The sequence below is a fragment of the Shimia sp. FJ5 genome (assembly GCF_032918335.1).
GTDB lineage: Bacteria > Pseudomonadota > Alphaproteobacteria > Rhodobacterales > Rhodobacteraceae > Shimia > Shimia aestuarii_A.
In genome coordinates this window covers 112,988-127,332 of sequence record NZ_JAWJUV010000003.1, presented here as the reverse complement: position 1 = coordinate 127,332, position 14,345 = coordinate 112,988, and the positions used below count along the sequence as shown (strand labels likewise).

Annotated in this window: 12 protein-coding genes; 2 read left to right on the top strand and 10 right to left on the bottom strand. The window is 61.3% G+C overall.

Annotation, left to right across the window (positions count from 1 at the left end):
* Positions 1-133 precede the first annotated feature (133 nt).
* Positions 134-1,519, bottom strand: coding sequence for an MATE family efflux transporter (locus tag R1W01_RS11270; RefSeq protein ID WP_297756746.1), 1,386 nt, complete (start codon positions 1,517-1,519; stop codon positions 134-136).
* A gap of 238 nt (positions 1,520-1,757) precedes the next feature.
* Positions 1,758-2,711: a polyphosphate kinase 2 gene (gene ppk2, locus R1W01_RS11265; protein ID WP_317275233.1), complete on the bottom strand. Its 954-nt coding sequence runs from the start codon at positions 2,709-2,711 to the stop codon at positions 1,758-1,760.
* A 185-nt stretch (positions 2,712-2,896) separates the two neighbouring features.
* Here ppk2 and R1W01_RS11260 point away from each other — a divergent pair, with 185 nt between their 5' ends.
* Together R1W01_RS11260 and parE are read left to right on the top strand one after the other, a co-directional pair.
* On the top strand, positions 2,897-3,181 hold the full coding sequence (locus R1W01_RS11260) for a DUF2218 domain-containing protein (protein WP_243612106.1): 285 nt from the start codon (positions 2,897-2,899) through the stop codon (positions 3,179-3,181).
* Positions 3,182-3,954: 773 nt separating this feature from the next.
* Positions 3,955-5,913 (top strand): DNA topoisomerase IV subunit B, encoded by a 1,959-nt coding sequence (parE, locus tag R1W01_RS11255; protein WP_243612108.1) that lies wholly within the window; start codon positions 3,955-3,957, stop codon positions 5,911-5,913.
* Between the two features lie 643 nt (positions 5,914-6,556).
* On the opposite strand, the gene R1W01_RS11250 is transcribed toward parE, so the two are convergent.
* The 8 genes from R1W01_RS11250 to tkt all read right to left on the bottom strand — a co-directional run bounded on the left by R1W01_RS11250 (position 6,557) and on the right by tkt (position 14,336).
* Positions 6,557-7,258: an HAD-IA family hydrolase gene (locus R1W01_RS11250; protein ID WP_297756743.1), complete on the bottom strand. Its 702-nt coding sequence runs from the start codon at positions 7,256-7,258 to the stop codon at positions 6,557-6,559.
* Positions 7,255-7,902 carry a phosphoglycolate phosphatase gene (gene gph, locus R1W01_RS11245; protein ID WP_297756742.1) on the bottom strand — a complete coding sequence of 216 codons (648 nt, stop codon included), beginning with the start codon at positions 7,900-7,902 and terminating at the stop codon, positions 7,255-7,257. Before gph ends, R1W01_RS11250 begins: the two co-directional genes overlap by 4 nt.
* The gene (locus tag R1W01_RS11240) at positions 7,899-8,444 is read right to left on the bottom strand and encodes a thioredoxin family protein (RefSeq protein ID WP_297756741.1); all 546 of its coding nucleotides are present in this window, start codon (positions 8,442-8,444) and stop codon (positions 7,899-7,901) included. Before R1W01_RS11240 ends, gph begins: the two co-directional genes overlap by 4 nt.
* Before the next feature lie 15 nt (positions 8,445-8,459).
* On the bottom strand, positions 8,460-9,383 hold the full coding sequence (locus tag R1W01_RS11235) for an MBL fold metallo-hydrolase (protein WP_243612113.1): 924 nt from the start codon (positions 9,381-9,383) through the stop codon (positions 8,460-8,462).
* Between the two features lie 71 nt (positions 9,384-9,454).
* A complete protein-coding gene (rpe, locus tag R1W01_RS11230) occupies positions 9,455-10,150 on the bottom strand; it encodes a ribulose-phosphate 3-epimerase (RefSeq protein WP_317275232.1) in 696 nt (231 codons plus the stop codon).
* 97 nt (positions 10,151-10,247) lie between these two features.
* On the bottom strand, positions 10,248-11,312 hold the full coding sequence (gene fba, locus R1W01_RS11225) for a class II fructose-bisphosphate aldolase (RefSeq protein WP_243612115.1): 1,065 nt from the start codon (positions 11,310-11,312) through the stop codon (positions 10,248-10,250).
* A 13-nt stretch (positions 11,313-11,325) separates the two neighbouring features.
* On the bottom strand, positions 11,326-12,324 hold the full coding sequence (gap, locus tag R1W01_RS11220; protein WP_297756590.1) for a type I glyceraldehyde-3-phosphate dehydrogenase: 999 nt from the start codon (positions 12,322-12,324) through the stop codon (positions 11,326-11,328).
* Between the two features lie 20 nt (positions 12,325-12,344).
* Entirely contained in the window at positions 12,345-14,336 is a 1,992-nt protein-coding gene (tkt, locus tag R1W01_RS11215) for a transketolase (protein WP_297756591.1), read from the bottom strand.
* Positions 14,337-14,345 lie beyond the last annotated feature (9 nt).

Below are 14,345 nucleotides of genomic sequence, written 5' to 3'. Positions count from 1 at the left end.
GCCCCTTTTGAAACGCAGGCCAAAGCCTGCGCCGTCAAAGTGTTGGGCGTGGCTGGGGGCGCAGCCCCCAGACCCCATTTGCAACTGGGGGCCCTGCCCCCAGACCCCCGGAGTATTTCCACAAAGGGGAAGATCAGGAGCGCGCGAAATGGCTGCGGAGCGCAGGCAGTTTGCCACGCCAGAAGCGCAGCATCAGCAGGACCGCCGCCACGCTCAGCCCCATGACGAGGCCAAACCACACACCCGGCCCCTCCCAGCCCAGGACGAAGCCGAAGACATAGGCAAAGGGCGCGCCCACCATCCAATAGCTCACCGTGGCGATGATCATCGGCGCTCGCGTATCCTTGACCCCGCGCAGCAGCCCCAGCGCCATGACCTGCGCCGCATCCACCACCTGGAACAGCGCCGCCATCATCAAGAGCATCACCCCGGTGGCGATGATCAGGCTGCGGTCCGGGTCTTCCGGCGCAAGGAACAGACCCAAAAGCACCTCGGGAACGGTCAGGAAAACCGCCACCGTCGCCACGGCGACTCCCATCGAGAGCGCGATGACGATCCATGCCCCACGCGCGAGATGATCCGCGTCCCGCCGCCCAAGCGCATTGCCCGCACGCACCGTCGCCGCGTTGGAGAGGCCCAAGTGCACCATAAAGCTCACACTGGCCAGTTGCAGCGCGATCCCATGCGCCGCAAGCGCCACCGTCCCCAGCCAGCCCATCATCACGCTCGAGGCCGCAAAAAGCCCGACCTCAGCAAGGTTGGTGACCCCGATTGGCACACCAAGCCGGAACACATGCGCAAACGCATCCCAGTCGGGCCGCCAGAGCCGGGCAAAAAGATCATGCTCAGGCAAGGCGCGCGCCGCATATAGCGCGATCCCCAAGAGCGACACCGCCTGCACACCGAGCGAGGCAATGGCCGCGCCACGCAGGCCGAGTTCTGGCGCCCCCCAGTTGCCGAAGATCAGCGCGTAGTTGATCACCGCATTGAACGCCGCCGCGCCGACCGTGACCCAGAACACCACCCGCGTGCGCTCGAGCGCCGCGAGATAGGACTTGAGCACCATCACGAGAAGCGCCGGAATAAGCCCCACCCCTGCAATCCGCAGATACACCTGCGCATCCGCCGCCAGCGCCGGTGCTTGCCCGAGGCCACGCAGGATCGGCCCGGAGAACCACATTACCGGCAAGGTGAGGAGCGCCGCGATCACCGAGAGCCACATGCCCATCCGCGTCGCACGGCGCAATGCCGTCTCGTCATCCTCGGCCGCCGCCTCGGCCACCAGCGGCATCACCGCGATGGCAAAGCCCGATTCAAGGATGAACAGGACAAAGAAAAAACTCGACCCAAGCACCACTGCCGCAAGCGCCTCGACCGAATACCAGCCCAGCATGACCGTATCTGTCAGATGGATGGCAAATTGCGCCACGTGGCCCCCGATCAGGGGCACGCCAAGGCCGAGAATCGCGGCCAGATGGCCCCGAGGGGTCATCGCAGAAGGTAGGGTTCGCGTCGTCATGGCAAAAGCAGTAGAAGCGGCTTTCGGGATTGGCAAGACACGCTATGCGCGATCCAGCAGCCCCCCGCGGCACAAATGACACAGGCGCATCTCTGCGACGAGACCGGCCCAACGCGGGCGGGCTTGGCCTCGAAAGACGAAGACGGCCCTGATCGCCCATCGATCAGAGCCGTCCAGTAAGGACCATTCGACGTTCAGACAGCACCGCGCCCCTCCTGCGACAGTGCTACGAAGGCCCTTATCCCTTGCGTGTATCGGGATGCAGCGCCGTGCCGAGGATATGCTCGGAGCGGTGGATCACATGGTGTGCCGAAGACACGATGAGCGGGTCCGGCGCATGGGCAATCTTGAGGTTCTTGCCCGGATAGTCGAGCGAATCGAGGAAATGCAGCATGCAGTTCAGGCGCGCGCGTTTCTTGTCGTTCGATTTGATCACCGTCCAAGGCGCATCCGCCGTGTCAGTATAGAAGAACATCGCCTCTTTCGGCTCGGTATAGTCGTCCCACTTGTCGAGAGACGCCTTATCGATCGGCGACAGCTTCCACTGTTTGAGCGGGTCTGTGGCCCGGCTCTCAAAACGGGCGCGCTGTTCATCCTGCGTCACCGAGAACCAGTATTTGTAGAGCCGGATACCCGAGCGCACGAGCATCTGCTCAAGGTCCGGTGTCTGGCGCATGAATTCGAGATATTCGTTCGGCTCGCAAAAGCCCATCACCCGCTCAACACCGGCGCGGTTGTACCAAGAGCGGTCGTAGAACACCATTTCGCCCACTGTCGGAAGCTCTTGGATATAGCGTTGGAAATACCACTGGCCCTTTTCCTCCCAAGTCGGCTTGTTCAGCGCGACAACGCGGGCCTGACGCGGATTAAGGTGCTCGGTAAAGCGTTTGATCGTGCCGCCCTTGCCGGCCGCATCTCGGCCCTCGAACAGAAGCACGAATTTCTGCCCGGTCTCCTGTGCCCAAATCTGCACCTTGAGAAGCTCGGCCTGAATCTGCGCCTTCTGACGCTCATAGACGCGGCGCGAGAGCTTGGTGTCATAAGGGTACTCGCCCGTCTCAAAGGCGCGGCGCACCTCTTCGGCGGTCGGCTGTACCTTGCGGTTGGCACTGGATTTTTTCACCGATGCAACCTTGACCTCCTCTTCGGCTTTCGTGATCGCAGCAGGGGCATTCGCAGGGGATGCGGTCATTCGTGTCTCCTTTTTCTGAACTTGTGCGAAGACTACTGCATCCTGCTTGACGTGGCCTTGATACACGTCAACAAATCGCGCCTTTGTCGGGCCTGTTTTTGCGCACAGAGGCGGTGCGCTCCTGTGCGTTGCACAGAACCGCGCCAACGCCGATATCTTGGGCAACACAACATAGGACACCCCCCATGACCCAGACAGCAACCGCCACCGCGCAAACCGCGCACGCCTCGCGCTACCTGCAACAACTCGGCAAACACTGGTCGCACAAGGCCGAGGTCTCCATGACGCCCGAAGCCGCAACCATCGCCTTTCCCAATGGCAACACACTCGCCATGCAGGCCGCGCCCGATCACCTCGCCATGCAGGCCACGACCCCGGATACAGCTGACCTCGCAACCTTCCGCGACGTGGTCGACCGCCACATCCTGCGCTTCGCCTTCCGCGAAGAGCTCGTGATCGACTGGAGCTGATCTCCAAGTTCGGCCCCGATTGACTCTCGATCTGCTTGCGACGTCAGCGGCTCAATTCCGCATACCCAGACGCAGGGCAAAACCCTTTCTCAATGCATTTCAGGTCGAAGGAATCGCTCTGCGTCCCGCCGCTTCCTCTCGAAACTCTGCCCAGCGGTTTCTCAGGTAAAACACATTGATAATCATCCAGAGCGGGTTCAGCGAAAGCAGCGTCACCACGATCAAAGCCCATCTACGGCGCTTCACGGCCATAAATGATGCCACCACTATCACAACCAGAAGCACCGCTAGGGGGCTGCGAACTCGAAATCAACGCCTTTCGGGCTCCCAACAACAGCCGCAAGCAATCCGCCCAACGGAAAGACATAAAAAAATGCCGTGCTATAGGCGATGAAGTATCCCCAATTAAAGCCAAGCTTCTCTGGATGTCTCTGCTTCCATTTGTAGCCATGCCAAAAGGTCGGCACCAATGATACCAACAGTGCAAGCACTGAAATTCCCTGAATAACTGGTCCGAGCATAGTAAGGATAACCACCCAAATGATTGAAGTCGCTTAAAGAGTTTCTTCTAGAGGTAGCAAAAAGAATTGGCAACACTCCTTGCCTGCACTCTTCCCCTACATCACCCCCAAATGCCGCAGCGGAACAAAGACCTTCCCACCGCCCAATGACCTAATCTGCGGGGATCGCACAGCGCGAAACCGCTCTTTCCCCTGCCCCGCTCCCCTGCCATAATGCGTGCCAATCAACACCAAGAAGAGCAGCGCACCCGCATGGCAAACGATCTCCTGACCGAGACCCAATCGCAAACCTATGACGCCTCCTCCATCGAAGTTCTCGAGGGGCTTGAACCGGTGCGCAAACGCCCCGGCATGTATATCGGCGGCACCGATGAGCGCGCGCTGCACCATATGGTCGCCGAAGTCCTCGACAACTCGATGGACGAGGCCGTTGCAGGCCATGCCAACCGGATCGAGGTCGAACTGCACGAGGACTACTCGATCACCATCCGCGACAACGGCCGCGGTATCCCTGTCGATCCGCACCCCAAGTTCCCGGACAAATCCGCGCTCGAGGTGATCCTGTGCACCCTTCACGCGGGCGGGAAATTCTCCGGCAAGGCGTATCAGACCTCGGGCGGCCTCCACGGTGTCGGCGCCTCCGTGGTCAACGCGCTTTCCGATTCCATGATCGTTCAGGTCGCCCGCAACAAAGAGCTTTACGAGCAACGCTTCTCGCGTGGCCTGCCGCAAGGCCCGGTGGAAAAAGTCGGCGCCGCCCCCAACCGGCGCGGCACGACCGTCACTTTCCACGCCGACCCCGATATCTTCGGCTCGCACCGTTTCAAGCCCGCGCGCCTATTCAAATCCATCCGCTCCAAGGCCTATCTCTTCTCCGGTGTCGAGATCCGCTGGAAATCCGCCATCGACGACAAGGAAACGCCCACCGAGGCCACCTTCCACTTCCCCGGCGGCCTCTCGGACTACCTCAAGGAGACGATGAACGGCTCCTCGACCTATGCCGACCAGCCCTTCGCCGGCACCGTCGATTTTCAGGAACGCTTCGGCACCGCAGGCAAGGTCGAATGGGCGATCAACTGGACCCCCTCGCGCGACGGTTTCATCCAGTCCTACTGTAACACCGTCCCCACTCCCGAAGGCGGCACCCATGTCGCGGGCTTCTGGGCGGCGATCCTCAAGGGGATCAAGGCCTATGGCGAGTTGGTCAACAACCGCAAGGCCAAGGAGATCACCCGCGAAGACCTCATAACGGGGGGCTGCGCCCTCGTCTCCTGCTTCATCCGCGAGCCGGAATTCGTCGGCCAGACCAAGGACCGCCTCGCCACCGTCGAGGCCCAACGCCTTGTTGAAAACGCCGTGCGCGACCATTTCGACAACTGGCTCGCCGCCGATACCAAATCCGCAGGCGCCATCCTCGATTTCCTCATCCTGCGTGCCGAGGAACGCCTGCGCCGCCGTCAGGAAAAAGAGACCCAGCGCAAATCCGCGACCAAGCGCCTGCGCCTGCCGGGTAAGCTCGTGGACTGCACCGCGACCAACCGCGAAGGCACCGAGCTTTTCATCGTCGAGGGCGACTCGGCGGGCGGCTCGGCCAAGATGGGCCGCGACCGCAAGACCCAGGCCCTCCTGCCCCTGCGCGGCAAGATTCTCAACGTCCTTGGCGCCGCGTCCTCAAAACTCGGCTCCAACCAGGAAATCAACGACCTGACCCAGGCGCTCGGCGTCGGGCTGGGATCGAAATTCAACGTCGACGACCTGCGCTATGACAAGGTCATCATCATGACCGACGCCGACGTGGACGGCGCCCATATCGCCTCGCTGCTGATGACTTTCTTCTTCACCCAGATGCGCCCGATGATCGACGCAGGCCACCTCTACCTCGCCTGCCCGCCCCTCTTCCGCGTCACCCAAGGCGCGCGCCGTGTCTATTGCCTTGATGAGGCCGAAAAAGACGCCGTGCTTGCGAAGGGTCTCGGCGGCAAAGGCAAAATGGACGTGAGCCGCTTCAAAGGCTTGGGCGAAATGGACGCCAAGGATTTGAAAGAAACCACCATGGACCCCGCCTCACGCAAACTCATCCGCGTCACCATCGACGAGGACGAACCCGGCGAAACCGGCGATCTTGTAGAGCGTCTCATGGGCAAAAAGCCAGAACTGCGCTTCCAGTATATTCAGGAAAACGCGCGGTTTGTGGAGGAGTTGGATGTTTGAGTGATCTGCATTGAACCTGTTCGTTCGAATTCTCTCGAATTCTCAAGAAATTCTCATTGAAATACTTTAGATTCGCTTGAGAACGACATTCGAGATTGGACAGGCCACATGCAAATTCACGCTACCGTATCCAGAGGCAAAAATCTTGGCAAATCCCTTTTTCCTCATAGGCATAGAGATGGTGCCTATGTCGTATCCAAGACACGTTTTAAGAAAGACTATGTACGGCTTCAGAAAATCGATGACGTCATTAATTACATTGAGAACGGTTACTCATTGAGGATGTCCAACAAGCGGGAAGGAATTCCACCTAGCCTAATTTCTAGGGCTTCAATCTCCATCCAATAGCTAAAGCTGTTGCAGATGAGCCGTTTGCAGGGTGGGCTTCACAATACCCATCTCTAGAACGCCAAAGAAGGAGATTGGGGAAACCCCACCCTACAAACCATCTCTCCCACAAACCCCGCGCCCGACCCGAGGGTGGGTGCGGAACGCGCCCGCCCATGGGGGCGGGTCGGGCGCGTGCGGGATGCAGGCATCCCGCATCTTGTGGCAAGGGCGATGACCTAACCACCCCGTAGGCCGGGTTTCCAACCCACCACCGCAATACCGACGTCATACCGACGCGATACAGACCCGCGTTTTATCCAACCAAACCCGCCAATCGCGTCGCCGCCAAATCGTCCCCCCGGAGCGACGGCACCACCGCCTCCGCACCGCTGAAATCATCCGCTTCCGTATAAACCGACGGCGTCACGACAACCGGAATTCCCACCGCACAAGCCGACAAAACCCCATTGCCGCTATCCTCCAACGCGACACAGTCCTCCCCCCGAAGCCCCAACCGCGCGAGCGCCAATTCATAGACATCCCCCGCCGGTTTCTTCGCCTGCACCTCGTCGCCTGCGGCAATCACGTCGAACACCGCCGCCCCCGACGCGCCCCAGCAACATTGGCACAGCGCCTCGACATTCTCCCGCGAGGTCGTCGTCGCCACAGCCACGCGCAGCCCCTTCGCCCGCGCCGCCGAGATCACCTCCCGCACGCCATCCCGCAAGGGCAAGTCCCCCTGCGCCAGAATATCCACGTAATAGCCTGTTTTCACACGATGAATCCGCGCGATCTCCGCATCGGAAAGCGTCACATCCCCAGCCTCGGGCATCCCGCAAAAGGCCCGCATCCGCTCTTTCCCGCCGGTGGTTTTCAACAGCGCGCGATAGTCCTCAACCGACCAATGCCAGCCCAAGCCCTCCTCGGAAAACACCCGGTTAAACGCCGCGCGATGCGCCTCTTCCGTCTCCGCCAGCGTCCCGTCCACGTCGAAAATCAACGCCTTGAGCGTCACGCGAAAACCGCCCCCGTGATCTCGGTCAACTGCCGGAAATCATCGAAGGCATAGGCATGGGTCATCTCGTCGATGCCCACCTTGCGATACCCTTCGGTAAAGAGCGCAAACGGCACGCCCGCGCGCTCCGCCGTCTCGGCATCAATCTCGCTATCGCCGACATAAAGCACATCGCCGCCAAGCGCCGCCATCGCCGCTTGTAGGGGCTTGGGATCGGGCTTTCTCGCCTCCGTGCTGTCGCCCCCGATCACCACGTCGAAATACCCCTCAAGCCCAAGATCTTGAAGGATAATCACCGCTGGCTCATGCGGCTTGTTGGTGCAGACGCCAAGCCGATACCCGGCCTCTTTCAAGCCCGCCAGCACCTCCGCCATATGCGGATAGGGCCGCGTCAGATCGGCGGCAGAGGCGTTATAGATCGCCAGCACATCCGCCACGATCCGATCAAACTCCGCCATGTCCATCCCGACCCGCTTTATCACCCGCTCGACAAGCTTCGGCAGCCCGTTGCCGATGAACGCCGTCACCGTGGAAAGGTCCAAAGCGTCCTGCCCCTCGGCCGCCAGCATTTTGTTCACCGAAGCATGGATATCCGGCGCGCTATCGATAAGCGTCCCGTCGAGGTCAAAGATGATCGCCTTCATGCGCTTTCCTTCCATTTTATCGAACAGCCCATCGAGGGCACCTGGTCTTGCGGCCCCTTGCCCGTCTCGGCCACCTGCCTCATCGCCTCATAGAGATCGCGCCGCAAATCAGGCGGCCCGGCCTCCTTGCGCGACGCATCGAGACGCCCGCGATACTGCAAGCCGCCTGTCGCGTCGAAGCCAAAGAAATCCGGCGTGCAGACCGCATCAAAGGCCCGCGCAACCGATTGATCTTCATCATAAAGATAGGGAAACGGCAGGCCGAGTTTCTTCATCTCGTCAAACCCGTCCTGCGGATAGGCTTCGGCGTCATTCGAACTGATCGCCGCGACACCGATGCCAAGCTTTTGCAAGTCTTCCGCATCCCGCAGGATCCGGTCCAGCACCGCCATCACATAAGGACAGTGGTTGCAGATGAACATGATGAGCGTGCCGTTCTCGCCGGCCACATCCCCAAACCCATAGGTCTTGCCATCCGTGGCCGGGAGCCTGAAATCCGGCGCCCGCCATCCGAAGTCACAGACAGGAGGGATTGTGGCCATGCGAGCACTCCATGATTATGCGCCTTCCGGCACAAAGCGATAGGCGCCATCCTTGCGCTCGACACGGCCCATGCCGCCGCCGGGCAGGTGGTAGCCAATGATACGGGTCTGCTCGGCGGCGAGCTGATCCATGAGGCCAAGCCGCGTCTGAGCCGCTGTCTCGCGGTCCTGATCCGAACCAAGGCCAAGCCCCGGTGCCATGAAGGCCGCGTGGTGGTTGCCGATGCAATCGCCAAGCACCATGACGCTCTCGCTTCCCGAACGCACCTCAAAGGCCATGTGCCCCGGCGTGTGGCCATAGCTGGCGCGGGCTGCGATACCGGGCAGGATTTCCTCACCATCGTCAAAGAAGGTGATCGCGTCCTCAAGCGCCTCCATCCGGCGCTTGGCGCCCACGGCCATGGTCTTGCGCGACTCCTCGATCGTGTCGACGGTCTCGGGGTTCCACCAATAGTCCCATTCTTTGCGGCCCATCATATAGGTCGCCTCGGTAAAGAGCGGATCGTCGAAATCATCAAGCACGCCCCAAAGGTGATCGGGGTGCGCATGGGTAAAGACCACATGGGTGATATCGTCGACCGAAAGTCCCATCTCGTCGAGCGCATCGGGAAGCCTCCCGACGCTCGGCATGAAGGCGGGGCCAGAACCCGCGTCAAACAGGATCGTCCGCTCCCCGTCTTGCAAAAGCGTGACATTGCACTCCGGCTCAAGCATCCCGTCGCCAAAGCCGAACTGCTTGAAGATCGGCGCACGGTCGGCCTCGGATACACCGTTGAAGGTGAAATCGACTGGCAGGACAAGGTTCCCGTCCGAAAGCGTGGTGAGTGTCTTTTCGCCAAGTGTCGCGCTGTCCGAGGCAAAGGCCATACGCCCGCCAAGCCCTGCCAATGCTGTTCCGGCCACTGCTCCCTGAAGAAGGGTCCTCCGCGTCAGTGTCATGTGAACATCCTCTTAATCCTGTTTCGAGATGCTGAACATGCTGACATTCACAGATATGAATAGCAATGGGCTCATGCCGACCCCGCCTTTGCCGCTGCCTCGCGCAAGGCACGGATGTTCGCGCCGTAGACCTCGGGCGTGTCCACTGTGCCGCCCTTGAACACCGCCGAGCCCGCGACAAAGCAATCCGCGCCCGCCTCGACCAAAGCGCCAATCGTCGTTGGATCGACCCCGCCATCGACCTGAATATGGATCTGCCGATCGCCGATCATCTCGCGGATCTGACGCACTCTCTCGACGCTTGATTGGATGAATTTCTGCCCGCCAAAGCCGGGGTTCACGCTCATCACAAGCACCATATCACACAGGTCGAGCAGATACTCGACCGCCGAAGCTGGCGTGCCAGGATTAAGGCTGATCCCCGCCTTCGCCCCCGTCGCCTTGATCGCCTGCAACGTGCGATGCGGATGCGGCCCGGCCTCATAATGCGCCACGATCATATCGGCGCCCGCATCGGCATAGGCCTGAATATACGGGTCCACCGGCGCGATCATCAGATGCACGTCCATAAAGGTCTTCACGTGCGGGCGAAACGCCTTCACAGCCGGCGGGCCAAAGGTCAGGTTGGGCACGAAATGGCCGTCCATCACGTCCACATGCACCCAATCCGCCCCCTGATCCTCAATCGCCCGAATCTCCGCCCCGAAATTGGCGAAATCAGCAGAAAGGATCGACGGCGCGATCTTGATGTTGCGGTTGAAGGTCATGGGTCAGCCCCCTGATATATTTCCAAAAACGGCGGGGCAGTGGAGGACCGCCCCGCCGGGCATCTGAGGGGAGGACACGCCTCCGCCCCTCAGAAACTCATGCGGACTTCTGTACCAGCGCCCCGTCGGCATAGCGCGCTGCCATGTCGTCCATGTCGATCACGGTGATCTTCGAGGCGTTGCCCGCCGTGCCAAAGCGTTCAAACCGGTCGCGGCAGAGGTCTTCCATCTCATTCATCGCAGCGGTGAGAAACTTGCGCGGGTCGAACTGCGTCGGCGTTTCCGTCGCCACCTTGCGGAACTGCCCGGTCATCGCCATGCGGCAATCGGTGTCGATGTTGACCTTGCGCACACCCATCTTGATGCCCTTCTCGATCTCTTCGACCGGCACACCATAGGTCTGGGGCATCTCGCCGCCATAGGCGTTGATGAGGTCCTGCAACTCCTGCGGCACCGAGGACGAGCCATGCATAACAAGATGCACCGAGGGCAGCTTTTCATGGATCGCCGCGATGGTCTTCATCGACAGGATATCGCCATCGGGCTTACGGGTGAACTTATAGGCGCCGTGGCTCGTGCCACAGGCAATGGCGAGCGCGTCACACTGTGTCTTGGTGACGAAATCCACCGCTTGATCCGGGTCGGTCAAAAGCTGCTCTTGGCTAAGCTTGCCGGACGCGCCGGAGCCGTCCTCTTCCGCCGCCTCGCCAGTCTCGAGCGAGCCAAGAACACCAAGCTCACCCTCGACCGACGCGCCGACCCAATGCGCCATGTCGGTGACGCGCTTGGTGATGTCGAGGTTGTATTCATAAGACGCGGGCGTCTTCATATCCGCCTCGAGGCTGCCATCCATCATCACGCTGGTGAACCCGTGGCGAATCGCTGTCATGCAGGTCGCCTCGTTGTTGCCGTGGTCCTGATGCATACAGACCGGGATTTGCGGGAACATCTCGGCCAGCGCCTGCACCATGTGGCGCAGCATGATATCGCCCGCATAAGAGCGCGCCCCGCGGCTCGCCTGAAGGATCACCGGCGCATCGACCTTCTCGGCCGCCTTCATGATAGCAAGGCCCTGTTCCATATTGTTGATGTTGAACGCGGGCACGCCATAGCCCTCTTCGGCGGCGTGATCGAGAAGTTGGCGAAGCGTAATCAAAGCCATGTCGGCGGTCTCCTTAAAGCTGGCCCATGTAAGCGGCGTTGTCGGCCATCCGGCACGAGAACCCCCACTCGTTATCATACCAAGCAAGGACACGCACAAGCCGTCCGCCCATGACTTTCGTCTGGTCACTGGCAAAATTCGACGAATGGGTGTTGTGGTTATAGTCGACCGACACTTTCGGCTCGGTCTCATAGGACAGGACGCCCTGCATCCGGCCCGCCGCCGCCTCTGCGATGATCGCGTTGATATCGGCCTCGGTGACATCCTTGCCTGCCTGAAACGTCAGATCCACAGCCGAGACATTCGGCGTCGGCACGCGTATGGCTGACCCGTCGAGCTTCCCGTTCAGCTCCGGCAGCACCTCGCCAATCGCCGCCGCCGCCCCGGTTGAGGTCGGGATGAGGCTCATCGCTGCGGCCCGCGCGCGGTAGAGGTCTTTGTGACGCCGGTCGAGCGTCGGCTGATCCCCGGTATAGGAATGCACCGTCGTCATGATCCCGTTCTCGATCCCCACCGCATCGTTGAGCACCTTGGCAATCGGCGCGAGGCAATTCGTCGTGCAGGATCCGTTCGAGACAACCGCGTGCCCGGTCTCCATCTTCTCATGATTCACACCGTAAACCGCTGTCAGATCGGCATTCTTCGCAGGCGCAGAGACAAGCACACGCTTTGCCCCCTGCCCCAGATGCACCGCCGAGGCCTCGCGCGAATTGAACTGCCCCGAACATTCAAGGACAACATCGACCCCCGACCAATCGAGCTCGGTCGGATCATAGGTCGAGAAGACCTTGATCGGACCCTGCCCGACACCCATCGTATCGCTGTCGACGGTTATCTCGCCAGGAAACCGGCCATGCACCGAGTCATATTTGAGCAGGTGGGCGTTGGTCTCGATCGGGCCGGTGGCGTTCATTTTCACCACCTGAATATCGTCCCGCCCGCTCTCGATGATCGCGCCGAGGGTGCATCGCCCGATGCGCCCCATGCCGTTGATGCCTATCTTGATCGTCATGTGTCTTGTTCTCTCCCAGCTCAGGCCATCAAGGCGCGGGCTTTGTCGGCGACGGCCTCTGCCGTGATGCCGAAATTGCGATAGAGGTCTTCCGCCGGGGCCGACGCGCCAAAGCCCGTCATGCCCACGAAACCGCCATTCTCTCCAATGAGTGCGTTCCACGTGCTCTGCACCGCCGCCTCGACGGCGACGCGTGGCGCAGCGCCAAGAACCTCGGCGCGATAGCCTGCGTCCTGCGCTGCGAAAAGCTCCATGCAAGGCACCGAAACCACGGCCGCCCGTACCCCCTGAGCAGCAAGCAGATCGGCGGCTGTGAGCGCAATTTCAACCTCCGACCCGCTTGCCATCAGGGTCACGTCGCGCGTGCCCTCCGCCTCGCGCAGGACATAGGCCCCACGCTTGGTTCGGTTCTCCTCGTCATGCTCGGTGCGCACCGTCGGCAAGCCTTGGCGCGACAGCGCAAGGACCGAAGGTGTGGACGTGTCGCTGATCGCGATTTCCCAAGCCTCCGCCGTCTCGACCGCATCGGCGGGCCGAAACACGTTTACGTTCGGCATGATCCGCAGGCTCGCCACATGCTCGACCGGCTGATGCGTCGGCCCATCCTCGCCAAGCCCGATCGAGTCATGCGTCATCACATAGACCACCGGCTGCTGCATCAGTGCCGAGAGGCGGATCGCCGGGCGGCAATAGTCCGCAAAGGCCAGGAACGTGCCGCCATAGGGCTTGAGACCCCCATGCAGGCTGATCCCGTTCATCACTGCCGCCATGCCATGCTCGCGAATACCGTAATGGATATACTCCCCGCCGTAATTCTCGCGGCTGACCGGGGTCATGCCGCCGGTGCGGGTGTTGTTCGACCCGGTAAGGTCCGCCGAGCCGCCCACGGTGTTCGGCAAGGTCGCATTCACCACCTCAAGCGCCATCTCGCTCGCCTTGCGGGTCGCCACCTTGGGCGCGTCCGCCGAGAGCTTGGCCTTATAGGCATTGATCGCCGTGCCGAGCTTGGCCCCATCCACAGGCGCCATCGCTTCCTCAAAAGCGGCCCGCGACGTCGAGGCCTGAAGCCGTGCCTCCCAAGCCTCACGCGCCCGCTTGCCGCGCGCGGCAATCACCTCCCACGCCTCACGCACCTCCGCCGGGATCACGAACGGATCATGCGGCCAGCCCAAAACCTCCCGCGCCGCCGCGATCTCCTCTGCCCCAAGCGGCGCGCCATGCGTCGCGCTGGTGCCCTGTTTGGTCGGCGCCCCGAAACCGATGATCGTCTTGCAGGCGATGAGCGACGGGCGCGCATCCGCCTTGGCCGCCGCAATCGCCTCGGCCACCGCCTCGCGGTCATGCCCGTCCACCGCCTGCACATGCCAGCCGCTCGCGGCAAACCGGGCTTTCTGATCGGTCGAGGAGGAAAGGCTCACACTGCCGTCAATGGTGATGTCATTGTCGTCCCACAGGACAACCAGCCGCCCAAGCCCCATATGGCCCGCGAAATCAATCGCCTCGTGGCTGATCCCCTCCATGAGACAGCCATCCCCCGCGATCACATAAGTGTAGTGATCGACCAGCTCATCCCCGAACCGGGCCTGCATCATCCGCTCGGCAAGCGCCATGCCGACCGCCGTGGTGATCCCTTGGCCCAACGGGCCGGTTGTCGTCTCGATCCCCTTGGCATGGCCATATTCCGGATGCCCCGCCGTGCGCGATCCCCATTGGCGAAAGGCGCGGATCTGGTCCATGCCCATATCGTCATAGCCCAAGAGGTTGTTGATCGCGTAGACCAGCATCGAGCCATGCCCCGCGCTCATCACAAAGCGATCCCGGTCCGGCCACGTGTCGGCGCTCGGATCCACAGTCATGAAACGGTTGAACAACACCGTCGCCACATCCGCCATACCCATCGGCGCGCCGGGGTGGCCCGAATTTGCCGCCTGCACCGCGTCCATGCTGAGCGCACGAATGGCATTGGCCATCCGGGTTTCCATATCGGTCGAAATTTTGGCCTGCTGGTTCATGGTCTCTCC

Coding starts and splice junctions, on each gene's coding strand:
- R1W01_RS11270 (WP_297756746.1), bottom strand. CDS start 1,519: ATGACGACGCGAACCCTACCTTCTGCGATGACCCCTCGGGGCCATCTG.
- ppk2 (WP_317275233.1), bottom strand. CDS start 2,711: ATGACCGCATCCCCTGCGAATGCCCCTGCTGCGATCACGAAAGCCGAA.
- R1W01_RS11260 (WP_243612106.1), top strand. CDS start 2,897: ATGACCCAGACAGCAACCGCCACCGCGCAAACCGCGCACGCCTCGCGC.
- parE (WP_243612108.1), top strand. CDS start 3,955: ATGGCAAACGATCTCCTGACCGAGACCCAATCGCAAACCTATGACGCC.
- gph (WP_297756742.1), bottom strand. CDS start 7,902: ATGAAGGCGATCATCTTTGACCTCGACGGGACGCTTATCGATAGCGCG.
- R1W01_RS11240 (WP_297756741.1), bottom strand. CDS start 8,444: ATGGCCACAATCCCTCCTGTCTGTGACTTCGGATGGCGGGCGCCGGAT.
- R1W01_RS11235 (WP_243612113.1), bottom strand. CDS start 9,383: ATGACACTGACGCGGAGGACCCTTCTTCAGGGAGCAGTGGCCGGAACA.
- rpe (WP_317275232.1), bottom strand. CDS start 10,150: ATGACCTTCAACCGCAACATCAAGATCGCGCCGTCGATCCTTTCTGCT.
- fba (WP_243612115.1), bottom strand. CDS start 11,312: ATGGCTTTGATTACGCTTCGCCAACTTCTCGATCACGCCGCCGAAGAG.
- gap (WP_297756590.1), bottom strand. CDS start 12,324: ATGACGATCAAGATAGGCATCAACGGCATGGGGCGCATCGGGCGATGC.
- tkt (WP_297756591.1), bottom strand. CDS start 14,336: ATGAACCAGCAGGCCAAAATTTCGACCGATATGGAAACCCGGATGGCC.